21 protein-coding genes are annotated in these 23,073 nt (G+C 72.2%); 15 read left to right on the top strand and 6 right to left on the bottom strand.

What is annotated here, in order from left to right; genetic code table 11:
- The first annotated feature begins 3 nt into the window (after nt 1–3).
- A complete protein-coding gene (locus OG286_RS35805) occupies nt 4–651 on the top strand; it encodes a DUF6230 family protein (RefSeq protein ID WP_396325176.1) in 648 nt (215 codons plus the stop codon).
- Between the two features lie 2 nt (nt 652–653).
- Complete coding sequence (locus OG286_RS35810) at nt 654–1,181, top strand: DUF6114 domain-containing protein (protein WP_405358745.1); 528 nt, start codon at nt 654–656, stop codon at nt 1,179–1,181.
- Between the two features lie 135 nt (nt 1,182–1,316).
- On the opposite strand, the gene OG286_RS35815 is transcribed toward OG286_RS35810, so the two are convergent.
- Both OG286_RS35815 and OG286_RS35820 read right to left on the bottom strand, forming a co-directional pair.
- On the bottom strand, nt 1,317–1,721 hold the full coding sequence (locus OG286_RS35815; protein ID WP_405358744.1) for a hypothetical protein: 405 nt from the start codon (nt 1,719–1,721) through the stop codon (nt 1,317–1,319).
- Between the two features lie 388 nt (nt 1,722–2,109).
- Nucleotides 2,110–3,207, bottom strand: a complete 1,098-nt coding sequence (locus tag OG286_RS35820; RefSeq protein WP_405358743.1) for an NAD(P)-dependent alcohol dehydrogenase — start codon at nt 3,205–3,207, stop codon at nt 2,110–2,112.
- A 100-nt stretch (nt 3,208–3,307) separates the two neighbouring features.
- Here OG286_RS35820 and OG286_RS35825 point away from each other — a divergent pair, with 100 nt between their 5' ends.
- On the top strand, nt 3,308–4,264 hold the full coding sequence (locus OG286_RS35825) for a helix-turn-helix domain-containing protein (RefSeq protein WP_396325180.1): 957 nt from the start codon (nt 3,308–3,310) through the stop codon (nt 4,262–4,264).
- A 459-nt stretch (nt 4,265–4,723) separates the two neighbouring features.
- Here the strand turns inward: OG286_RS35825 and OG286_RS35830 are convergent, their stop codons facing one another.
- Both OG286_RS35830 and OG286_RS35835 read right to left on the bottom strand, forming a co-directional pair.
- The gene (locus OG286_RS35830) at nt 4,724–5,314 is read right to left on the bottom strand and encodes a hypothetical protein (protein ID WP_405358742.1); all 591 of its coding nucleotides are present in this window, start codon (nt 5,312–5,314) and stop codon (nt 4,724–4,726) included.
- 234 nt (nt 5,315–5,548) lie between these two features.
- Nucleotides 5,549–6,970: a selenium-binding protein SBP56-related protein gene (locus tag OG286_RS35835; RefSeq protein WP_396325182.1), complete on the bottom strand. Its 1,422-nt coding sequence runs from the start codon at nt 6,968–6,970 to the stop codon at nt 5,549–5,551.
- A 246-nt stretch (nt 6,971–7,216) separates the two neighbouring features.
- Here OG286_RS35835 and OG286_RS35840 point away from each other — a divergent pair, with 246 nt between their 5' ends.
- The 7 genes from OG286_RS35840 to OG286_RS35870 all read left to right on the top strand — a co-directional run bounded on the left by OG286_RS35840 (nt 7,217) and on the right by OG286_RS35870 (nt 14,805).
- On the top strand, nt 7,217–8,179 hold the full coding sequence (locus tag OG286_RS35840) for an alpha/beta hydrolase (RefSeq protein ID WP_396325183.1): 963 nt from the start codon (nt 7,217–7,219) through the stop codon (nt 8,177–8,179).
- Nucleotides 8,180–8,235: 56 nt separating this feature from the next.
- Entirely contained in the window at nt 8,236–9,030 is a 795-nt protein-coding gene (locus OG286_RS35845; RefSeq protein ID WP_396325237.1) for a spermidine synthase, read from the top strand.
- A 167-nt stretch (nt 9,031–9,197) separates the two neighbouring features.
- Nucleotides 9,198–10,034: a class I SAM-dependent methyltransferase gene (locus OG286_RS35850; RefSeq protein WP_396325184.1), complete on the top strand. Its 837-nt coding sequence runs from the start codon at nt 9,198–9,200 to the stop codon at nt 10,032–10,034.
- Nucleotides 10,035–10,635: 601 nt separating this feature from the next.
- Nucleotides 10,636–11,424 (top strand): class I fructose-bisphosphate aldolase, encoded by a 789-nt coding sequence (locus tag OG286_RS35855; RefSeq protein ID WP_396325185.1) that lies wholly within the window; start codon nt 10,636–10,638, stop codon nt 11,422–11,424.
- Nucleotides 11,414–12,688, top strand: coding sequence for a nucleotide sugar dehydrogenase (locus OG286_RS35860; RefSeq protein ID WP_396325186.1), 1,275 nt, complete (start codon nt 11,414–11,416; stop codon nt 12,686–12,688). The genes OG286_RS35855 and OG286_RS35860 overlap by 11 nt, the downstream gene beginning before the upstream one ends.
- A gap of 24 nt (nt 12,689–12,712) precedes the next feature.
- On the top strand, nt 12,713–13,759 hold the full coding sequence (locus OG286_RS35865) for an NAD-dependent epimerase/dehydratase family protein (RefSeq protein ID WP_396325187.1): 1,047 nt from the start codon (nt 12,713–12,715) through the stop codon (nt 13,757–13,759).
- Nucleotides 13,756–14,805, top strand: a complete 1,050-nt coding sequence (locus OG286_RS35870) for a zinc-binding dehydrogenase (RefSeq protein WP_396325188.1) — start codon at nt 13,756–13,758, stop codon at nt 14,803–14,805. The genes OG286_RS35865 and OG286_RS35870 overlap by 4 nt, the downstream gene beginning before the upstream one ends.
- Nucleotides 14,806–14,954: 149 nt before the next feature.
- Here OG286_RS35870 and OG286_RS35875 read toward each other — a convergent pair whose 3' ends face one another.
- Nucleotides 14,955–16,508 (bottom strand): amino acid adenylation domain-containing protein, encoded by a 1,554-nt coding sequence (locus OG286_RS35875; protein ID WP_396325189.1) that lies wholly within the window; start codon nt 16,506–16,508, stop codon nt 14,955–14,957.
- Nucleotides 16,509–16,563: 55 nt separating this feature from the next.
- On the bottom strand, nt 16,564–17,229 hold the full coding sequence (locus tag OG286_RS35880) for a hypothetical protein (protein WP_396325190.1): 666 nt from the start codon (nt 17,227–17,229) through the stop codon (nt 16,564–16,566).
- A gap of 487 nt (nt 17,230–17,716) precedes the next feature.
- Between OG286_RS35880 and OG286_RS35885 the strand changes: the two genes are divergently transcribed.
- From OG286_RS35885 to OG286_RS35905, 5 genes are all read left to right on the top strand, one after another.
- Nucleotides 17,717–18,715: a zinc-binding dehydrogenase gene (locus OG286_RS35885; protein ID WP_396325191.1), complete on the top strand. Its 999-nt coding sequence runs from the start codon at nt 17,717–17,719 to the stop codon at nt 18,713–18,715.
- A gap of 101 nt (nt 18,716–18,816) precedes the next feature.
- Complete coding sequence (locus tag OG286_RS35890; RefSeq protein ID WP_396325192.1) at nt 18,817–19,860, top strand: Gfo/Idh/MocA family protein; 1,044 nt, start codon at nt 18,817–18,819, stop codon at nt 19,858–19,860.
- Nucleotides 19,857–20,615: a sugar phosphate isomerase/epimerase family protein gene (locus OG286_RS35895; RefSeq protein ID WP_405358741.1), complete on the top strand. Its 759-nt coding sequence runs from the start codon at nt 19,857–19,859 to the stop codon at nt 20,613–20,615. Before OG286_RS35890 ends, OG286_RS35895 begins: the two co-directional genes overlap by 4 nt.
- The gene (locus OG286_RS35900) at nt 20,612–22,021 is read left to right on the top strand and encodes a polysaccharide deacetylase family protein (RefSeq protein ID WP_405358740.1); all 1,410 of its coding nucleotides are present in this window, start codon (nt 20,612–20,614) and stop codon (nt 22,019–22,021) included. The genes OG286_RS35895 and OG286_RS35900 overlap by 4 nt, the downstream gene beginning before the upstream one ends.
- Nucleotides 22,018–23,046, top strand: coding sequence for an alpha/beta fold hydrolase (locus OG286_RS35905; RefSeq protein ID WP_405358739.1), 1,029 nt, complete (start codon nt 22,018–22,020; stop codon nt 23,044–23,046). Before OG286_RS35900 ends, OG286_RS35905 begins: the two co-directional genes overlap by 4 nt.
- The last annotated feature ends 27 nt before the right edge of the window (nt 23,047–23,073 follow it).

Consider the following 23,073-nt stretch of genomic DNA (forward strand, 5'->3'; position numbering starts at 1 on the left):
CACATGGCCACGTCCGAGGACGCCGCCCCCACACCCGAAAGCACCGGGACACCCGCCGGCACGAGAGGGAGGGTCCGGCTGCGGCGCACCGCACTGATGGCCGTCCCCGCCGTCGCCGTCGGCGCCGTCCTGATGACCCTCACGGCACAGGGCGTGCTCGCCGCCCAGTTCGCCATCTCCGGAATGCCGTTCACCGTCACCGCCGACAGCCTGGACGGCGTCGGCTTCGAGCAGTTCGGCAGCCTGGACCACATGATCGACGGCAGCCCGAACGCCGGCGACACCGGCGGCCAGGTGCTGGTCGCCGTCTCGGCGATCAAGCAGGCCGAGCTGACCAAACTCTGCCAGAGCGTCGACCTCGGCGGCATCAACCTGCTGATCAAGGCCGGCGACGGCGGCACCCCCGTGACCGCCACCGACCTCACCACCGACTCGGACCTGCTCTCCGGCGACGCGTCGTTCAAGAACATCGAGATCGGCGGCGACGCCAGCACGTACACCAAGGCCGGCGTCAAGGGCCTGCCTGGCGTCTTCGGGCAGCAGGCCGACACCGTCACCATCAAGAACCTGCGGCAGCACAACTACGCCACCACCGCGGGGGCGTTCAAGCTGCCCAACCTCCGGCTGAGCTTCAGCTCGGAGGGCTGCTGACGGTGGCCGACCCCGTACCCGAAGCCGCCGCCCGCGCCGGTGCCGCCGGGCCCGAGAAAGCCGAAGCATCCGGGGCGACCGAAGCGCCCGGGGAGCCCGCCGAGACGGCCCCCGTCGCCGCGCGCGACGCCCGGGGGTGGCGCGGCTGGCGGGGCCGGCGGCCGTTCTGGGGCGGTCTGCTGGTGCTGCTGGGCGGCGCAGAGATCCTCTTCACCCTGCGGGCCCCGCTGCCCGTCGTCCTGCACATCGGGATGCAGGGGCTGGCCGGCTACCTGGTACCGGCGGTAATGGTGATCTGCGGCGTGCTGATCCTGCTCAACCCCGCCCAGCGGCTGTTCTACTCCATCCTCGCCGTACTCGCCTCGCTGGCCAGCTGGATCACCTCCAACCTGGGCGGCTTCCTGATCGGCATGATCATCGGAGTGCTGGGCGCCTGCCTCACCTTCGGGTGGCTGCCCGACCAGCCCCCACGCCGCCGCCGGCTGCGCCGCACACCCCGCGGCAAGGCCGCCGGACCGGCCCGGGCGTGATCCGGCCCCGGGCCTGACACGGCGCCCCACCCCCGGCGATGGGAGAGCACCGGGGGCGGGGCGCCGTGTCCGTCTGCCCGCATCATCCGCCGCCACCGGCCCACCCGATGAAACGACCCCTTGCAGAAGGCGGTCTCAGGACCCTCGAAGCGCCTTGTGCGCGCCGTACGCCTCGATGAAGCCCTGAACCGTCTGAAGATCGTCGGCGAAGGATTCGGACCGCCACTTCGTCGTGCTGCCGTCGCGGTGGTGGAGATCGACCCAGACGGAAAGGGTCACGAGAGAACTGTCGGAGAAGCTGCGCCCGCTCACGTGCAGCGTCATCCCGGTCAGGTCGTGGAAACCGACGATCGTCAGCGGTTTGCTCTCGTCGGTGTATTCGACGGCGCCGTCAGGGGTGATGACCAGCAGCGGGGCCGGATCATGCGACGTCCCGTGCAACAAGCCGGAGAGCTTCCCCCGTGTCCTGGTGAAGACTCGCCAGTTCGTCGGTACGGGCCCCTTGCGCGCCTGGGCGAGGATCGTTCCCGGATCGGTCATGTCGCCTCCGGTGTCGGCCACCGCCGCCCGGCGGCAGGCACCGCGCTGCGTGCGCTGACGCCTGAGACTTCACGTGCTGCAGCCATCTCCCGACCTCTCGCCCGACACGCCCCACTCGAGCCTGCATCGTTGGTGCGCCGAGTGCATCCCGGGAGCGGGAAGGGGGCTCGATGCCCACGCCGCTGTGCTTGGGCCCTCGGGGCGCGGGGTCGGAAAACCGGCCAGGAGGCCGGGGAGTGTCTCCCCGGCCTCCTGGTGACCTCTGGCGAGGGATCGGGAGACGCCCCACCGTGGCCCGCCCGCGTCACCCACGGGCAGCGCCGTGCCGGAGTGAACCGCTCGCGGAGAGTACGGGACAGGGCGCCGTACTCGGCCGGAGGGGGCGGCCTCAGATGGTCGAGGCGTCGATCACGAAGCGGTAGCGCACGTCGCTCGCCAGGACCCGTGCGTAGGCCGCGTTGATCTGGTCGGCGCTGATCAGCTCGATCTCGGCGCCGATTCCGTGCTCGGCGCAGAAGTCCAGCATCTCCTGGGTCTCCGGCAGCCCGCCGATCATGGAGCCGGACAGCGACTTCCGTCCGACCAGCAGCGCGTGGGCGTTCACCGTGACCGGCTTCTCGGGCGCCCCGACCTGGACCAGCGTGCCGCCGGTCCTCAGCAGGCCGAGGTAGGCGCTCAGGTCGAGGTCGGCCGAGACGGTGTTGACGATCAGGTCGAAGGTGCCGGCCAGCTCGCTGAAGATGGCCGGGTCGGAGGTGGCGCGGTAGTCGTCCGCGCCGAGCCGCAGGCCGTCCTCCCGCTTGCGCAGCGACTGGCTGAGCACGGTGACCTCGGCCCCCTTGGCGTGCGCGATCTTCACGCCCATGTGCCCGAGCCCGCCGAGGCCGACGATCGCGACCTTCTTGCCCGGGCCGGCGCCCCAGTGGGTGAGCGGCGAGTAGAGCGTGATCCCGGCGCAGAGCAGCGGCGCGGCGACGTCCAGCGGCAGTGCGTCCGGGATGCGCAGCGCGTACCCCTCGTCCACCACCAGCTGCGTCGAGTAGCCGCCGTACGTCGGCTCGCCGTCGCGGCCCACACCGTTGTAGGTGAAGACCGTGCCCGAGCTGCCGGTGCAGTACTGCTGGAGCCCGGCCAGGCAGTTGTCGCACTCCCGGCAGGAGTCGACGAAGCAGCCGACCCCGACCCGGTCGCCGGCCGCCCAGCGGGTCACGCCCGGGCCGACCTCGGCGACCACACCGGCGATCTCGTGGCCCGGCACCATCGGGAAGATGCCGTCGCCCCAGTCCTCGCCGACCTGGTGGATGTCGGAGTGGCAGATGCCCGCGAAGCGGACGTCGATCAGGATGTCGTGCTCGCCCAGCGCCCGGCGCGGGATGGTGGTCTTCTCCAGCGGCGCCTTGGGGGTGAGGGCGGCGTACGCGGAGACGCTCCGCGGCCGGCCGGTGCCCGTCGTGTTCGTGGTGTCCGTCGTCGTCGTGTTCGTCATGTGCATCAGCCTGCGCCGGCCCGATCGGGGTAGCCAGGCCAGAGCTTGTCGTACGCACGCCCAACGTACGACTGGCAGGCTCACCCTCATACTGGGCCGCATGGACCAGCGCACCGAACTGAGCGAATTCCTCCGGTCGCGGCGGGCCCGGCTGCGGCCCGAGGACGTCGGCCTGCCCGACCACGGAACCCGCCGCCGCGTCCCCGGCCTGCGCCGGGAGGAGCTGGCGCAGCTGGCGGGCGTGAGCACGGCCTACTACATCCGGCTGGAGCAGGGCCACGGCGAGTCCGTCTCCGCCGCCGTGCTGGACTCGATCGCCCGCGCCCTGCGGCTGACCCCGGCCGAACGCGAGCACCTCCAGCGGATCACCAAGCCCGCACGCCGCCGGACGGGGCGCGCCGGGGCGGCCCGCCCGCAGCAGGTCCGGCCGGCGCTGCAGCAGCTGCTCGACGCGATGGAGGGCGTGCCCGCCTACGTGCTCGGACGGCGGCTGGACATCATCGGCTGGAACCGGCTGGGCAACGCCCTGCTCGGCGACTTCTCCGCGATGGCGCCCGAGCAGCGCAACATGGCCTGGCACGTCTTCCTCGACCCGGCCGCGCGCGAGCTGTACGACGACTGGGAGGGCAAGGCCACGGACGTGGTGGGCATCCTGCGGCTGGACGCCGGGCGCGACCCCGACGACCCCCGGCTCACCTCCCTCATCGGTGAACTCTCCCTCAAGAGCGCCGACTTCCGCCGGCTCTGGGCCGCGCACGACATCCGCGACAAGGGGCACGGCAGTAAGGAGCTGCACCACCCGGTGGTCGGCCGGCTCACCCTGCGGTACGAGACGCTGCGCCCGGCCGGCGAGCCGGACCTGGTACTGGTCACCTACCACGCCGATCCCGGTTCGACCTCGGCCGAGTCGCTCCGGCTTCTGGCAAGTTGGGTGGCGACGGAGACGCCGACCGGGACGTCGACCGGTGCCGTCACCGGGACGTCGACCGATGCGGCGGCCGGCGCGTCGGCTGCGGAGGCGGTGGGCCGGAAGTCCTCTCCGGAGACGTCCCGTTAGGCCGGTGGTCCCGGTCCCTCCGGGGCCACCGGCCCTGTCCCGGCCGTCTACTGGACCTGTCGCCGTCCGGGCCCACCCCTGCCCGGATGCGGCCGGGTCCTGCCGAGTGGGCGAACTGCCGTCGAACCATGGATGTCTGACGGTTCGTCAGTCTTTCGTTCCATGGAGACCGGACGGCCCTCTCCCGGACAACGAGGTGGAGTTCCGTGTCCGGCGCGCCGGCCCCGGCGGCGTCAGTGCGGCGCTGGCCGACCGCACCGCCGTGGGCGACCGGCCGCGGCTCGGCCCGCCACGCGGCGCGCTGCTCCTTGAGGATGACGGAGGCGACCACCGGCCCGCCCCGGTGACGGGGCTGTGGCGGGGCGGTGAGCCCGGTGCGGGCGGGGTCTCGCCCGGGGCGTGCCGGCAGTCGCGGCGCACGTGCGCCGGGCACCGCCGGACACGCCCCGGGCGAACCGGTCAGACTCGCACGGTGAGCCAGGCGCCGAGGCCGCTGCACCCGCGTGCGTCGTACGTGGTGCTGCGGTATCCGGCCGGGATCGGCGAGTACGGGCAGGTCCAGATCCCGTTCCGGACCAGCTGGTGGAACCAGGCGCCGACGCCGCTGCACCCCTTGGTGTCGAAGTTCGTCAGGACGTAGCCGGGGACGATCGGCGAGCCCCCGCAGGTCCAGATCCCGTCGCGCACGGGCTGCTGGAACCAGGCGCCGTAGCCGTTGCAGCCGCGGATGTCGAACATCGTGATGACGTAGCCCGGGGGGACGGCCACACCGGGACACGTCCACCCGCCCACCGAAGCCGCGGCGGCGGGCGCGGCGGCCGCAGCCGGAGCGCCGGCCGCCATCGCGGAGGAGGAAGAGTCGGCCGCGGGTATGGCAGCCGTGAGAGCGGCGGCGGGAGCAGCGGCGGGAGCGGCGGCGACGGCCGCTCCGGCCGTGGTGCCCGTGAACGCGGCCGCGAGCAGCGCGACCGTGGCGGCCGTACGGGCGATCCACCCGAGGGCGGTGGTCGTCCGTGAGCGGTCTCTTGGCTGACGGAGAGTCAAAGTCATGGCACACCGGTCCGATCGGTAGTCCTCCCCGGCGCGCTTGGACGGCAGGGGAGGCGGGTCAGCGGGGACTCGTCGCACCCTAGTGGGCCCGGACGGCGCACGGTGGGCGACGGCCGAAAGGCCGGCCAACATGACCGGAAAGCCACCCGGGCATGCCGGCGGCGGCAGGCCCGGGCCCGGGGGTGGACGGCCGCACCCCGGCCCTGGCCCGCCGCCGACGGCGGGGCTGACAGGTCAGCGGTAGCAGTACGAGTCCGAGGACGCGTCCCCGCCCGCCAGGTGGGTCTGGTGCACCCGCAGGCCCCGGAACTCGTCCCCGTGCGGGTAGAACCGCTCGTCGACGGTGAGCCCGCCGGACTCCGTGTCGGCGTCCAGCTTGATGATCCACGGCTCGATGCCGTCCGGGTAGAACTGGTCGTCCCAGGCGCCGTACAGCGAGTTGGTGAGGTAGAGCCGCCGGCCGTCCCGGCTGATCTCGACCATCTGCGGCGCGCCGCTCAGCGGACGCCCCGGCTCGGCCGGGTGCGGCGTCTTCGCGACCACCCCGCCGAGCCGCACCGAGCCGGCCAGGCGCGGGTGGAACGGGTCGGACACGTCGTACTGGAACAGCTCCCCGGTGCCCCAGGCCGACACGTACAGCCAGCGGTCGTCCACCGACAGGTTGATGTCGGTGACCAGCGGCGGCACCGCCCCGAACGGTTGCAGGGCCGGCGGCAGGTCCTCGGTCTTCGCCGGCTCGGCCGGTATCTCGATGACCTTGCGCGCCGTGAACGCCGCGCCGTCCCGGTGCCAGAGCCAGACCGAGGCGGAGAGGTCCTCGACGTTGGTGACCACGCCCACGAACCCCCACTCGGCCTGCGGATCGTGCGCCGGGCGCAGCTCCAGCACCATCTGGTACTGGTCGCCGAGGTCGATCCGCTGGAGGTGCCGCCCCGAGTCCAGCTCCCAGAAGTGCAGCGCGTGCCCGTACTTGCGGCCCAGCAGCAGCTCCGGCACCACCCCGTCCTCGACCATCCAGGGCGTGCCCCACTCGCTGGTCACACCCACGTTGGTGCCCAGGTGCCACCAGACGTCGTAGGCGAAGTGCTGCGGCCCGCGCTCGGTCTCCCACGCGCGCAGCACGTCGAAGGTGGTGTGGTCGAGCAGCGCCACCCCGCCCGGCCCGTCGGTGCCGTCCCCGCTGCCGAGGCAGGACAGGAAGACGCCGTCCGGCCCGCAGTGCAGGGTGTGCGGCCGCGAGTACCCGGCCTTGGCCGCCAGCTCCTCGGCCGACACCGTCTTCACCAGCTTCGGCCGCACCGGGTCCGGCCGGGTGTCCATCACGTGCAGCCGCGAGGACCGCAGGCCCGGCAGCAGCAGGAACCGCCGCTCCGGGTTCTCGTGGCAGGCGTGCGCCAGCGCGCTGGAGCAGGCGTTCCAGCCGAAGTGGTGCAGTTCGTCGCCCAGGCCCGGCAGCTCGGCGAAGTTGAGCACCCGCCCGTAGGTCGGCGACGCCGGATCGGTGTCGACGGTGAGCAGCGCGTCCGGCCGCTGCGCCGACCGGTCGAACCCGGCCACGTACGCCAGCTTCTCCGGCGGCGCGGCGATCGCCTCGGCGGGCGTGCGGTAGAGGGACGGGTCGCTGTGGCCGGCCTGCGGATCGTGCCCGTGCGGCATTCTGACTCCTCAACTCGCGTCATTGACAAGGGGAGTGACTGTGGCCCGGGTAGCGTTCCACAGAACCACCGGCGCACAGCAGGCGCACGGGGAGCGGGGGAGGCCCGCGGCACGGCGGCACCGCGCCGACCGTGCTGCCGCGCTCCCGGCTACCGGCCGGTATCGTCGGTCGTCCGGATCGGTGGTTCCTGCCGGGGCAGGCAGGTCAGAGCAGAGGGACGGGTGCGGGCGGGCATGGAGTCGGGCATGGAATTCCGAGAAGACATCCTGGGAGCCCCCTACGAGGCGGTCGAGCTTTCACTCGCCCCCGACGAGGAGGGCGCCGTCAGCGCCACGCTCGTCCGGCGGCTGGTCCCGGGCAGCGACCGGGCCGTGCTGTACGTCCACGGCTACGTCGACTACTTCTTCCAGACCCACCTCGCCGACCACTACGTCGAGCGCGGCTACTCCTTCTACGCCCTCGACCTGCGCAAGTACGGCCGCTCGCTGCGCCCCCACCACTCGCCGAACTTCATCCGCGACCTCGCCGCCTACGACGAGGAGCTGGACGCGGCCGTGCGGATCATCCGCGAGCAGGACGGCCACCGGCAGCTGCTGGTCAACGGCCACTCCACCGGCGGCCTGGTCACCGCGCTCTGGGCCGGCCGGCGCACAGGGCAGGGCGTCGTCGACGGGCTCTTCCTCAACAGCCCCTTCCTGTCCATGCCCGCGGCCCCGGCCGTCCGCGCCCTCGGCGCCCCCGCGCTGGACGCCCTCGGCCGCTTCGCCACCACCCGCAAGCTCCCCTCCACCCTCAACCCGCACTACGTGCACAGCCTGCACCGGGACCACCGCGGCGAGTGGGACTTCGACCTCACCCTCAAGCCCGCCGAGGGCTTCCCCCTCTACGCCGGCTGGCTCGCCGCCATCCAGCGCGGCCAGCGCCAGGCCCGTCGGGGCCTGGGCATCGACGTCCCCGTCCTGCTGATGGCCTCCACGGCCTCGATCTCCACCACCAAGTGGCGGGCCGCCCTGCACCACGCCGACGCCGTGCTGCGCGCGGACGACATCGCCGCCGTCGGCCCGCGCCTGGGCCGGCACGTCACCATCGTCCGGATCAAGGACGGCGTGCACGACCTCGTCCTCTCCGGACCGGACGCGCGCGCCCAGTTCTTCACCGAGCTCGACCGCTGGCTCACCGCGTACCTGCCGGCGCCGGTGGCGGAGTGAGCGCCGAGGAGCCTGTCCCGGTCGCCCGGAAGACCGACCTCGGGCTCGCCCGGCTGATGCCCGACCTCGACCGCGACGGCGGCTGGCTGCTCACCCTGGACGACACCCCGCAGTCGTACGTCGACCTGGGCGACCCCACCCACCTGGAGTTCGAGTACACCCGGCGGATCGGCCACCTCATGGACGCCGTCGCCCCCGCCGGGCGGCCGCTCGACGCGCTCCACCTCGGCGGCGGCGCGCTCACCATGCCCCGCTACCTGGCCGCCACCCGCCCCGGCTCGCGGCAGCAGGTGGTCGAGGTCGACGGGCCGCTGCTCGACCTGGTGGCCGAGCACCTGCCCTGGCAGGGGCCCGGCGCCGACATCACCGCGGTGGTCGGTGACGCGCGGGCCGCGCTGGCGGCCGTCCCGGCCGGCTCGCTGGACCTCGTCGTCGCCGACGTCTTCCACGGCTCGCGCACCCCCGGGCACCTCACCTCGGTGGAGTTCCTGCGACTGGCAGCCGCCGCCCTGCGCCCCGGCGGCTGCTACGCCGCCAACCTGGCCGACGGACCGCCGCTGGCCTTCGCCCGCGCCCAGGCGGCGACCCTGCGTGCCGTCTTCCCGGAGGTCTGCCTGGTCGCCGAGGCCCCGGTGCTGCGGGGGCGCCGGTACGGCAACATCCTGCTGGCCGGCTCCGCGGGCCCGTTGCCGGCCGCGGACCTGGCGCGCCGCCTGGCGGCCGACATCTTCCCGGCGCGGCTGACGGACGGCGCCGACCTGGCGGCGTTCTGCGGTCGCACGCCGGCGGTGACGGACGCCGAGGCGACGGACAGCCCGCCGCCCCCGGACGGCGCCTTCAGCGTGGGCTGACGCCCGCCCCCGGCGCGCGGCCCACCGGCCCCGCCGGCCCGCAGCCCGCCAGCACACCGGCCCGCCAGCACACCGGCGCGCCGGTGCGTCGCGCGCCCGGTCCGGACGCCCCGGAGTGTCAGAATCGGCGGGTCCATGCCGGGAGAGCAGGTCCGAGGGAGCGCGTGATGAGCAGCGGCGAGCGGCCCGAGCTGGGAGAGGTGCCGGAGACGGCGCTGTGGACGCTCTGGCACCGGGCGGTGGAGGCGCGCCGGCCGGACGGGCTGCTGCGCGATCCCAAGGCGGTCGAACTGGTCGACCGGATCGACTACCCCTTTGCCGAGCGGTTCGGTACGAGCGACACCCAGTCGCAGTTGCAAGCACTCCGTGTGGGGTGCTTCGACCGCGAGGTGGCCGACTTCCTGGCCCGCGAGCCGAGCGGCACGGTCGTCTGCCTGGGGGAGGGGCTGGAGACGCAGTACTGGCGGGTCGACAACGGCCGCGCCCACTGGCTCTCCGTCGACGTCCCGGAGGCGATGGCGCTGCGCGAGCGGCTGCTGCCGCCCGGTCCGCGCCAGCGCTACCTGGCGGCCGATGCCACCGACGTGTCGTGGACCGACGAGGTGGACCGCGACCGAGGGGTGTGCGTCACAGCGCAAGGCTTGTGCATGTATCTCCCTCCCGCCCGCGTGAAGGCGCTGATCGCCGGCTGCGCCGAGCGGTTCCCGGGAGGCTCGCTGGTCCTGGACGCCGTGCCGCGCTGGTTCGCGCGCCTCACCGTGAGCGGAAAGATCCGCACCCAGGGCTACCGGGTACCTGCCATGCCGTGGGCGATGGACGCCGGTGAGCGCGACAAGCTGCGCACCGCGAGCCCGGCGGTGGCAGCCGTCCGAGACGTCCGCCCGACCGGCGGCCGTGGCCTCCTGGGCGTTCTCCTGCCACTCGCCCTGACAATCCCGGTGCTGGCAGCCCGCCGCCCCTCCGTCACCGTCCTGGACTTCGCCGAGCGGCGCGGGCTGTCGTAGACGGCGGGGTCGAAGGCGGGCGCCGACGAGCAGGGCGGCGGTGCTCGGCTGCGGCCACAGCACCTCGGGGTGCAGCAGCGCGTCGGTTGCCCGCAGCGGTGCCCACGGGCCGCCACCGAACGGGGAGTTGGCAGTCCGGCCCTCGACACGCCAACGTCACCCTGACAAGCCGTCGTCAGTATGCACGGCGTCGTCGTCCGGGACCAGCGGAGAGTCGAACCCGCTTCCCCGGTGCCTCGTCGCGTCACGGCATCACATGCACGAACGCCCGGTGATGACCGGCGGAACTGACCGGAAAGGCAGTCGAAACTGTCCGGAAAGGCAGCCGACGCTGACCCGACCGGTGCCCTGACACCTGTTCTTGCCGCCCCTGGGCTCGGTCAAAATCTAGTGGCGACCCTCACCGGGCATCAGGGCCGAACGGCCGTGACCCGCCGTCCGAATGCCGTGCAGAACACACGCATTCCGAGAGCCTGACCGACCAAGGTCCCGAGACCGACCAAGTTCTCGAGACCGACCACGTACTCGAGACCGACCAAGTTCTCGAATCGGCCGCACCGCACACGGATACGGCTTGCGGCCGGGAAGGAGCGATCAGCTGATGAACTCAGCGATAACGACCACGAGCCAGCCGGTCTTCAGCGGGCGCGACATTCGCATGCGTAGGATTCTTTCTCCGGCCACGGGACGCACCCTCGTCGTCCCCTTGGACCACGCCATCACCATGGGGCCGGCGAATGGGCTGGAGAGCCCTGAGACCATCATCTCCGCCGCGGCCCGGGGCGGGGCGGACGCCGTGATGCTGCGTCCCGGGCTCACCGGGTGTCTCTCGGTGCCGGGGGCCGAGAAGCTCGGCGTGATCATGGCACTCACCGGCCGGCTCGCCACGGGCGTGGACCACGTGCAGCTCAACACCGTCGAGCACGCGGCGGCGCTCGGCGCGGACGCGGTGTGCGGCGAGTTCAAGTTCGGGTCGAGCGGCGACCTGGAGAACGCGCGTGTCGTCGCGCTGCTCGCCGAACGCGCGCACGAGCTGGGCATGCCCGTGATGGTGACCGTGTACACGCGTCCGGAGGCGGAGGCCGCCCTCGGTAAGGGCGCTTACGCCCACGCTTGCCGGATCGCGCAGGAGATCGGCGCGGACATCGTGAAGACATCGCTTCCGGATGACGAGGAGATCATCCGCGCGTGTGTGGAGTCCACCTCGGTGCCCATCGTTCTCGCCGGCGGCCCCTCGGGCTCGGCGACGGCGCTCCACGACTTCCTCCGGTCCACCGCGCGTCTCGGCGTCCGCGGCGGCGCCATCGGGCGACGCGCGTGGGGCGCGGCGGATCCGGTCGCCGAGATCCGACGCCTGGCCGCGGCGGTGCACGGGGGCGATGATGAGTGACGAACTCGCCTACGACCTCCTGGTCGTCGGGCTCGGCTACGTGGGCCTCCCCCTCGCCCGCGAGGCCTTACGCGCCGGCTTGCGGGTGTGCGGATACGACACGAACCCCCGCGTAGCGCTCCGGCTGAACGCCGGCGCCTCCCACGTCGACGGTGTGAGTGACGACGACGTCGTCGAGATGCTGGCGGCCGGATTCCACGCCGGCGGGGAAGGGGAGGCGGTTCGTGCTGCCGATGTCATGGTGCTGTGCGTGCCCACCCCCCTGACCGCCGACGGGGTGCCCGATCTGACGAGCGTCGTCACGGCCGCACGGCTGGCGGCGCGCCGGCTGCGGCCGGGGATGCTGGTCGTCCTCGAGTCCACGACCTATCCCGGTACCACGGATGACGTGGTGCGGCCCATCCTCGAAGAGTCCGGGCTGGTGGCGGGGGAGGACTTCGCCCTCGCCTTCGCCCCCGAGCGCATCGACCCCGGCAATGCCGAATTCGGGATAGGCAACACCCCGCGGATCGTGGGCGGCCACACCCCGGGGTGCACGCGGCGCGCGCTGGATTTCTACGGTGCCTTCGTCAAGGAAGTCGTGCCGGCCAAGGGCACGCGAGAGGCCGAGATGGCCAAGATCCTCGAGAACACCTACCGGCAGGTGAACATCGCGCTGGTCAACGAGCTCGCCATGGTGAGCCACAGCCTGGGCGTCGACGTGTGGGACGTGATCGCCTGCGCCCGGACGAAGCCGTTCGGGTTCGCCAGCTTCATGCCGGGTCCCGGGGTCGGCGGCCACTGCATCCCGGTCGATCCGCTCTACCTGTCCTACAAGGCCAGGGAGCTCGGTGTCACGACCCGGATGATCGACTTGGCGCAACAGATCAACGACGGCATGCCGGAGTACGTCGTCCAGCGCGCCGCCGCCCTGCTCGCCGGCGCGAACGGCGACCTCGCGCGGGCCGACGTCCTCCTCCTCGGCGTCACCTACAAGGCGGACGTGGCGGACCGGCGCGAGTCCCCCGCCGACGACGTGGTGCGGCAACTCAGGAGCCGGGGAGCGGCCGTCCGGTACCACGACCCCTTCGTCGACTCCTGGTCCGTCGACGGGCGGGTGGTCGACCGCGTCGACGGGCTGGAGGCTGCGCTGCGCGCCGCCGACGTCACGATCCTGCTCCAGTGGCACGCGCAGTACCGTGCGCAGTTCGACGAGAACGCACCGCGGCTGCTCTTCGACACCCGGGGCAGGCTGGGCGGCCGTCCCGGTGTCGCAGTGCTCTGACCTGCCCCGTCGATTGGGAGACCCATGTCTACTCTTCAGCTGTCACCCCGACAGCGCGCCACGCTGCCGGACACCTGGCTGGTCACCGGCGTGGCCGGATTCATCGGATCGCACCTGCTCGAAACCCTGCTCGGCGCCGACCGCCGGGTCGTGGGACTCGACAACTTCGTCACCGGTACGACGGCGAACCTCGAAGACGTCAGGGCGCGCGTCCTGCCTGAGCAGTGGGACCGGTTCCGGCTGGTCGAAGGCGACCTGAGGTCGCTGGAGAACTGCCGGGACGCCGTGCAGGACGTGGATGTCGTGCTGCACCAGGCGGCGTTGAACTCCGTGCCCCGTTCGCTGCACGAGCCCGACAAGGTGATCGACGTCAACATCGGCGGTTCCGCGAACCTCTTCCGGGCCGCCGGGGACGCCGGGGTCGCCCGTGTCGTGTACGCCAGCTCCAGTTCCGTCTACGGCGACGTCTCCACCGCGACGCGCCGCGAGGACGTGCTCGGCAACGCCATGTCGCCGTACGCCGTCAGCAAGCGGGCGATGGAACAGCTCGCAGCCGTCTACCAGGGGATCTACGGCATCCCGATGACCGGACTGCGTTACTTCAACGTGTTCGGGCCGCGCCAGAACCCCGACGGACCGTACGCGGCGGTGATCCCACGCTGGATCCGGACGCTCCTGGCCGGCGACGCGCCGGTGATCTACGGCGACGGCACCCAGTCGCGAGACTTCACCTACGTCGAGAACGTCGTGCGCGCCAACATCCTGGCAGCCACCCGGGCCTCGGAGACATCCGGTGCCCCCGCGCCCGGCGTCTTCAACGTCGGCACCGGGCAGGGCACGCCCATCAGGACGCTGTTCACGCTCCTGCGTGGGCTCCTCGCCGACCACGCCGGCGTTTGCGCCATCGAGGCGGAGACGGCGGCACCCAGACAGGGCGACGTGGCATCGGCGCTCGCGGACCTCGGTCTCGTCACCGAAGCTCTGGCCTACCGGCCCCTGGTCGGGTTCGACGAGGGCTTGCACCGCACGGTCGAATGGTTCGCCGGGTCACTCGTCGGGCGCGGGGCATGACGTACGAGGTGCCGCCGCGGATGCGGGCCGCCGTCTGGTCCGGACCAGGCCTCCCGCTCACCGTCGAGACCGTGCCGACTCCGGAGATCGAGCACCCCGAGGACGTCCTGGTCCGGGTCCGAGCGGCGATGTTCGGCGCCGCGATCGCGCGGGCGGTGACCGTGGGCCATCCCAGGATCGCCCCGCCCGCGGTCCTCGGAACGCTGGTCGCGGGCGAGGTCGTCCGGGTCGGGTCGGCGGTGGGGCATGTCCGCCAAGGCCAGCCGGTCACGTTCGACCCGCATCCGCCGTGCGGTACGTGTGCCGAGTGCCGCGACGGCCAGCAGGCGCTGTGCGGCGCCAGGCCCGTGGTCGAGCCGGGTGCGCACGCCGAGTTCGTGCGGATCCGGCCTTCACCGACCACGCACGTCACACCGGTGCCCACAGGCGTGTCCCTCCCCGCCGCGATGCTGACCGAGATCGTCGCATGCGTCCTGGACGCCACTGACACCGCCGGGATCGGGCCCGGCCAGGACGTGGCGGTCATCGGGTGCGGCCCGGTGGCGCTGATCCAGATCCAGCTGGCACGGTTGCGAGGGGCACGCCGGGTGTTCTGTTCGGTGAACCACGCCGACCGCAGCGCCCTCGTCGCCGAGTTCGGCGGCATACCGGTCTCGGCGGACGACCGGTTCCGGGAGCGGATCGCCGAGCTCACCGACGGGCGGGGGGTGCACGTCGTGGTCGAGGCGGTCGGCACGGCCGCCACCTACCGGACGGCGTTCGACGTGGTCCGGACAGGCGGAACGGTCGTCGGCTTCGGCGGCTGCCCGCCGGGGACCGAGATCCGCCTCGACCCCAACGAGGTGCACTACCGCCGGCTCACGTTCGTCGGGAGCTACCACTACCGGCCGGGGGCGTTCGAGGAGGCGCTCGGGCTGGTGGCGTCCGGCCGGCTCCGCCTGGAGCCGCTGATCACCCATCGGGTCGGTCTCTCCCGGATCAACGAGGCGGTTCGGATCAGCGCTCAGCCGGACTGCCTGGTCCTGGTCGTCGAACCGGGGCGCTGAACGCGTACACCGAGCGGCCCTGCCCGGTGGGGTTCCCTGGGTCCGCCCACGCAAGACGCTCGGCTGGGAGACCCCGGCCGAGCGTCTTGCGTGGGCGGCTCGCGGCCTGACCCACCGACCACGGGTGGCGACGACCGCTGGAACCGCCTTCAGCGTGCGAGCCCCCCGGCCGGGTGCGCGGGACCGGTGAGGGTGAACGAGTCGGCTGCGACGCCCAGGTCCTGGGCGAGCCGTCGCCGGTCGACCTTGCCGGCCACCGTCATCGGGAGGAGGTCCCGGATGACGATCCGGCTGGGGACCATGTAGCCGGGGAGGAGGCCGGTCACGTGGGCACGCACCGCGTTGCGGTCTATGCCGGCTCCGGCGCACACGCCGACCAGCAGTGAGGCAGCCGCCGTGTCCCGGTCGACCAGGCACACCGCGTCCTGTACCCCCGGGACGGCGCGGAGCGCTCTTTCGACCTCGCCGAGCTCCACGCGGTTGCCGTGGACCTTGACCTGGTCGTCCTCGCGGCCGACAAGCACGATGCCGTCCGGAGTCACCACGGCCACGTCGCCGGTCCGGTACATCCGGGTCGAGCCGCCGGCGAACGGATCCGGGAGGAACACCTTCTCGGTCAGGGCCGGGTCGTTCCAGTATCCGGCCGCCACCTGCCGGCCACCGATCCACAGCATGCCGGTCCCACCGGGATCGACCGGCTCCAAGCGCTCGTCGAGCACCCGCAGGACGTTCCCCTCGCTGGGCGCGCCCACGCTGACCGGGCCGGTCGCCCCGGGGGCGACGTCGCACCGCGACACCCAGACGGTCGCCTCGGTCGGCCCGTACACGTTCACCAGTCGTGGGCCCCCGGAGCCCGTTCTCAGGCTCGGGACCAGGTCGAGCGGGAAGGACTCGCCGCCGATGAGCAGCGTCTCCGCCGTGCGGAGCCGTTCGTCGGCGCCGGGCTCGGAGAGCAGGAGGCGAAGCAGCGTCGGTGCGCACTGCATGTGGGTTATCCGCCGCGTCGGGTCCAGTACCTCGTCCACGAGTTCGGGGAACGTGTTGCCCCCGAGCCGGACGAGATGCCCGCTGACCGCGGGCCACAGGATCTCGCCGACGCTCGAGTCGAAGGTCACGCTGCTGGCCGCGAGCCACACTTGGTCCCGGCTCTCCCCGATCTCGCGGTCCATCGCCTGGAAGTATGCGCGGAGCCCCTCGTGGGTGACGGCGACTCCCTTGGGGCGTCCAGTGGTGCCGGAGGTGTACGTGACATAGGCGAGGCCGCGGCACCGCGTCGTGCGCGTGGCCGTCCGGCCGACCACATCACCGGTGTCGAGCAGGAGCGCCGCCGTCCCGGACGGAAGCCGGTCGACGAGGTCCGACGTGGTCACGACGAGGTCGGGCGCGGCTGAGGCCAGCACCGTCGCGAGACGCTCGTCGGGGTGGGACGTGTCGAGCGGCAGGTAGGCGCCGCCGCAGTGGTGGACGGCGAGCACGGACGCCACGAAGTCGCGCCCCCGGTGGCACAGCACTGCGACGAGGGCGTGCTGCCCGGCGAGATCGCCGATCCTCGCGGCGAGAGTGCGCACGCGGCTGCGCAGTTCCGCGCGGGTCACCAAGCCCGCGCCGTCGTCGAGACATGGCCGGTCGCCGGCCCCGTACGCGGGGCCGAGAAGCCGGCGGACGGTCTCGGGAGCGGCCGATCGCTCGCTGGCAGAGATCATCGTGCCCTCCTGCAGTCGACGGATGAATGACGGGTGAACGGTCGCGGGTACGGCGTCACCGCAGCGCGGCGACGAGGTCCGAGCCGCAGAGCGCCGAGAAGAACTCGGACGCGGGGACGTCGAGACGGTCCACGCCGTCCGACAGGGGGATGAATCCGGAGCCCTGAACGTCGCGGCTGAAGACCGAGCGCAGGTCGACGTCCAGCCGCGGCAGCTCGGCGGTCGCGGACGCCAGGACGAAGCCGAACCACGACGTGTTCATCCGGAGCAGTTCCGCTCGCGCCGCGTCCGGCAGGTTCGCCAGTGTCTCGTCGAGCCTGGTCTTGAGATGGGCGGTACCCAGTGAGAACGCCTGGTCGGCGGGGATGTCCCGGATGTCCGGGGCGTCGGGGTCGGTGTCGCGTCCGCCGGCGAGCCGGTTCAGGACGATCTGGCACTGCTCCCGGCTCAGCTCGGCCGGATCGAGGAGGACCACCTTGGTGACGGGAATCCGGCAGGACACGGCCTCGGCCAGTGCGAGGGCGAAGCCGGCGCCCAGGCAGTAGCCCATCACCGTGCACTCCTCGTCGTCCGGGCCGATGAGTTCCTCGGCGTAACACGACGCCAGATCGGCCAGCGTGAGCAGCCGCTCCGCCAACGCCGGCGCCCGAAGCGGGTCGACCTTGACCGGCGTCCCCCAGAGCGGACTCGAGTCGAACGCCCGGTACGTCTTCCGTGGCATATCGGCGGTGAACTCGACCTGAATATTCAGCGCTCTATTCGACACGCGGACAGCGTCCTTTCGCGGCGAGGCAGGCCGCAATGAGTCAGGGAATCCCCAGCGGGTGGTGCGGCTTTCAACGGCGGAATTGGGCCGGATTTCTCGGGGCTCGGACCCGGACACTGCGACCCGTCGGCGCCATAACCCGGCGGTGCGATGCGGCCGGCCGGGCCGTGATCCGCTGATGGACCCAGACCGTACAACGCCGTGCTTTCGCGAGCAAGGTTCTTGGACGAACGCGCAGGTCGAGTCGGTGGAGCCGGCGGCGCTGCCTGAAAGGGCAATCGGCGCTGCCCCGGATGGTGCCCCGGCGGCTGTTTCGGCGCCGTCCGGCAAGCGCAAAGTTTCTCTGCGGAACACATTCGGCGAGAAAGGAAGACATTAGAGTGGAAGCGTCTGTCCAGCCGACCGGAAACCGGGTGACCAGGGAAAACAGGGGTCGGACGTGGTGACCACGACGAGCCGCGCCGTCATCACCGAGCCGCGGCAGGTGGAGATGCGATCGGTCCCGCTGCCCGCGGTGGGCCCGCACGAGGTCCTGGTGAGGGCACGGAAGTCGCTCCTGAGTTCCGGCACGGACCGCGTGTGCTTCCGCGGCGACTTCGCGCCGGGCACTCACTGGGCGCAGTGGATCACCTACCCGTTCACGCCGGGATACAGCATGGTCGGCGAGGTGATCGCGACAGGATCGGCGGTGCGGTCACTGGCGGTGGGCGACCGTGTGGCGACCCGGGCCGGCTACCAGACGTACGCCGTCGCGGAGGAGTCGAGGTCGTACCGGATCCCGGACGAGGTGTCCGACGAGGACGCGGTGTGGTTCGCGTTGTCGGCGATCGCCCAGCACGCCGTGCGCCGCGGCGAACCGGGGCTCGGCGACCACGCCGCGGTCGTCGGCCTCGGGCCGCTCGGCCAGCTGGTGGCCCGGTACGCAGCCGTGGCCGGGGCAGCGACGGTATGGTGCGTCGGAGGCGACGAGGCGCGGTTGGCCGCGGCCCGCCGCGCAGGTGCCGCCACTGTCACGGCCGCGGAGGCCCGCGACCGGATCCTCGGGGCCACCGGCGGCGTTGACGTCGTCTACGACGTGACGGGATCGCCGTCCGTCCTGGCGGCGGCGTCCGAGTACACCGCCGTCGGCGGCACCATCGTCCTGGTCGGCGACACGCCCTTCCCGGCTCAGCAGGTCATCGGCGGCGAGGTGCTGCGGCGCAGCCAGACCGTCGTCGGCGTGCACGACAGTCACATCCAGCGTGCGGAGCGGACGCCGGTCGTGCGCTGGCCGTTCCGCCGCAACGTGGATCTGTTCTTCGATCTCGTCGCCCAGCGGCGCCTCGACCTGGCCGGGCTGGTGACCCACCGCTTCGCCCGGGGCGACGTGGCCGGCGCGTTCCAGCGCCTCGACGACGACCTGACCCCCACGATCGGCATCCTCGTCGACTGGACCGGGTGACGCGGACCCGCCCCTGCCATCCTCTCCGTCCTGAGTGGCGGAAACCTTCCCCTTTGCCATCCTCCCGGCTTGAAGGCCGGGGTTCCCTCGGAGGTAGTTCGATGACGTTACGCATCGGGTTTGTCGGTACCGGCTTCATAGCCAAGGAGCACCTGAAGCGAGTGGCACCGCTCTCGAACGTCGAGGTGGCAGCGCTCTGCGACATCGACAGCGGGGCCGCGGCCGCCGCAGCCGCTCTGGCATCCGAGTTCGGGCACGCGCCGGTCGTCTACCGCACCGTGCAGGAGATGTTCGACGAGCAGGACCTCTCAGCGGTCTTCATCTGTCTGCCGCCCCACGCCCACGGAGCCGCCGAGCTGGCGGCGATCGAGGCGAGGGTGCCGATGTTCGTCGAGAAGCCGGTGTCCGTGGACCTGGCTCAGGCGATCCGGATCAATGGTCTCCTCGATGCGGCCGGCCTCATCGCCGCGGCGGGGTACCAGACCCGGTACTCGGCCGTCATCGACCACATCGAGCAGGTGCTGGACGGTCGCCGGATCGCCATGGCGGTCGCGCACCGCTACACCTCGTGGCCCAAGGCCCCCTGGTACGCCGACATCGCCAAGTCCGGCGGCCAGGTCCTGGAGATGGCCACCCATCAGGTGGACATGCTCCGATACCTGATGGGCGAGATCGACACGGTCTACGCCGTCGGCCGCCGGCGCAGCGCCGACAGCCCCGACACGGAGATCCTCGCGGCCGAGGCCGCCTGCTTCGGCTTCGCCGACGGCGCGATCGGCAGCCTGACGAACAACCTGATCTCCGGCCACGGCAAGCCGCAACGGGCCAAGGGCCTGCACCTGTTCGCGGACGGCGTCACCATCTCGGTGCTCGGGTTCGAGGGAGAGGCCCGGACCGTCCAGGTCATCGCCGGCGGCGACGTGACGGAGTCGGTGTTCGACGACGACTCCATGGCGAAGCAGGACGTGGCATTCCTGCGTGCCGTCGAGGAGAAGGACCCCGGACTCATCCGCTCCCCGTACGCCGACGCCCTGAGGACGCTGGCCGCGACCGCGGCCCACCGGGAGTCCGCCCGCACCGGCACTCCGGTCCGGGTCGGCGATCTCCTGTCGGCCGAGGCACGGCGGGGAGGCGATGAGTCGTGACCCACGTCGGCTTGAACCTGGATTCCGTCGACGCCTCCCGGGGCCTGGACAAGGTCTTCGGAGAGATCAAGCGGCTCGGTTTCAGCTTCGCCGAGGCGTCGGCGAAGATCGAGACCGGGGCGGCGACGCTCAGCGCCGTGGCCGACACCGCCGCCCGGCACGGCGTGGCCGTCCGATCGGTCGTCCTCGCCGAATTCGCCGCCCTGCCGAAGCTGCCCGCACCCGAACGGCACGAGACGGTCGCCGGTCTCGGGGGTCTGATCGAAACGTGTGCCGCCGCGGGGTACGGCCCGATCCTGATCCCCGCACGTGTCGTCGAGGACGAGTACGACCGGTTCCGGGTCTACTCGGAGGCACTGGACGAGCTCGCACCGATCGCGGACGCGTCGGGGACCTCCCTCGCCGTCGAGTTCGTCGGCGGCGCCGACCCCTACGAGGTCGCCCGCCTGGTGGAGCAGAGCGCTCACGACAACGTCGGGCTCTACTTCGACATCGGCAACTGCCTGTATGCCGGAGTCGATCCCGTCGCCGCGCTGTCCGATCTGCTGGGACTGGTCCGGCAGATCCACCTCAAGGGTGGTCCGGTGACCCCGTTCGCTGCGATGCCGCTCCGGCGGGTGCGGGAGATGCTGGAGGAACGGGACTACTCGGGGCTGTGCGCGCTGGAGATCGAACCGGCGTGCGCCTTCGAAGTCCTCCGGGACGCGGCCGGCACGTTGTGGATGAACGACTTCCAGAAGGCCGATCCCCGATGACGCCGACCGCAGACCGGCCCCGGATCGTCCTCTCCTTCGACGTCGAGGACGTCGTGACGGCCGAGAGCGACGACGCAATCGTGTGGCTGGCCGACCTGATCGGGCGCCACGGGATGTCAGCGGGCTTCTTCCTCACCGGGGACAAGGCGCGGGCGCTGGCGGAACGGGGCCGGACCGATGTCGTGAACGCCCTTCGCGGACACGACATCGGCTTCCACTCCGACCGTCATTCGAGACACCCCACGATCTCCGAATACCTCGAGACCCGCACGTGGGACGAGGGCAGGGCGGAGGTGATCGCCCGCGAGGCGTCCGGGGCGGACTTCCTGCGCGATCTCACCGGCCGGCGGCTGTGGGCGTTCGCGACGCCCGGCACATCCTGGGGGCCGCAGATCCCGGCCACGGTCGCGGAGTTGGGCATCTCGTCGCACGTGCACTCGTTCAGCCGCATCCCGTCGGACGACCAGCCGCACTGGTACGCCGGCGCGCTCTGCTTCGCCCGGCGTTCGATGATCGGCCCGGTCGAGGACGACCTCGCCGACGCCGCACGGTTCGCGGCCCTCCTGGCCCGGATCCGGCTGCTGGTGGCCGAACGCGCCGCCGCCGGCGGCGTCGTCCACCTGTACCTCGGGCATCCGACGATGTTCGTGAACGCGGAGTTCTGGGACGCGGTGAACTTCGCGGACGGCCGCAATCCGGACTCGCCGACGCTGCGCCGACCCGTGGGCAGGTCCCGGGAGTCGACCTCTCTGATGCTCTCCAACCTCGACCTGCTTCTGACCGAGTTGAGCGGCTTCGCCGATGTCGTCCCGTTCTCCGAGGTCGTCCAGTCCCTCGCCGGCGCCCGCCCCGGGTTCGACGACGGCCGGCTGGCGGCGGCTGTCGGTGAAGCCCGCGAGGCGGGGACGGTGACGGTGACGTCCACGTGGGCTTCACCCGCGCAACTGACGTACGTCCTGTGCCGCGAGCGGGCAGGCCGCGGCCTCGTGGCCGGTGACCCGCTGCCGGAAGTACTGGGACCGACCGATCCCGCCGATCCTCGGGAGCTCCCGGCGAATCCGCCGGCCGTCCGCCCGGCGACCCTGCGCGCCCTCGCGTCCAGCCTCTGTCAGCACGTCGAGACGCGGGGAACGCTGCCTCGGTCGGTCGCCCACTCCGACACGGTGCTGTCGATAGGGGCGCTCTACCGCACGCTGGTCGACGCCTGGCGGCGGCCGGAACCGGCCGAAGCCGGCTGGATCCCCGTCCGGACCGGGCGCGACGCGCCGGACGTCGGCGCCGAGATCGCCGAGCACTACGCGAGGCGATCGACCGGGTGGCTGCACTCCCCGGCCCTCGATCCCGCGCCGCTGGCCCAGCTCGCGGACGCACAGAGCTGGTCGTTGCGCCGAGGAGCGGCGTCGTGACGAGCCCGGCAGCCGGGAGGCGGCACCCCCAGACCCCGCTGCACCACCAACTGGCGTGGATCTGGCAGGAAGTCCTGGGCTGCGATCGTCCGAACCTGGACGACGACTTCTTCGCGCTGGGCGGATCGTCGATCAACGCGGTGGTCTGCGCCACCGAGGTCAACGCCCGCCTGCGGTCCCAGCTGTCGCTGATCTCCTTGTTCGAGGCACCGCTCTTCGAGCAGTTCGCGGACATGGTGCGCGACGGGGGTTCGAGTGCGATGTCCTCCCTCGTCATGTGGCCCGACGCGCCCGGACCCTGTCTCGTCTACGTGCCCAGCGCCTGGGGCCAGGACTTCAGCGCGCAGCGGTTCCTCAGGCCGTTCGGGCGGCGCGCGCTGGCCCTGCGTCCGCCGGGGCTCGAACCCGGCGAGACACCGCTGGCCGACCTCGAAGACCTGGTGGCCTTCGCGCTGGACGAACTCCGGGCCGCGGGGCAGCGGGAGGTCTTCCTCGTCGGCTACTCGTCAGGCGGCTTCATCGCCTACGAGGTCGCGCGGCGGGCCGCCGCCGAGGGGCTCGAGGTCCACGGGGCGCTGCTGCTCGACCCGGGCGAGGTGCCGGACCTGGGGCGGATGGCGGAGGTCGAGGCGAACGCCATCGCCGAGATCATCGACCAGGTGCACCGGGACCGCGTCCGTCAGGGCGACCGGATCCCGGCCGGGCCCGCGCTTGCGGCCGATCGGATCGAGTCGTCCGGTGCCGCCCGGGCTCTCGACGACGCGCTCCGGGCGCTGGGCGTCGATGTCGACCTCATCGGGCACTACCAGCGAAGGCTCGGCGTCTTCACAGCCCACGTGCGCGCGCTCCAAGGGTTTCCGATCAACCCTTCCACGCTGCCCGTCACCATCGTCGCCGCCGAGGGGGCCGACGTCGCCGCATGGCGGCACGCCGTTCCCGCGCTCACGGCCGTGGCGACGGAAGTCCCCCACGCCGACCTGCTGTCGGACGCCGCGCTCGCCGAAGGCCTCGCGAGCAGGTTCTGACGTCACACAGGCGGAGCCCCCACCCAC

Origin of the sequence: Kitasatospora sp. NBC_00039 (assembly GCF_045160625.1) — a bacterium.
Taxonomy (GTDB): Bacteria; Actinomycetota; Actinomycetes; order Streptomycetales; family Streptomycetaceae; genus Kitasatospora.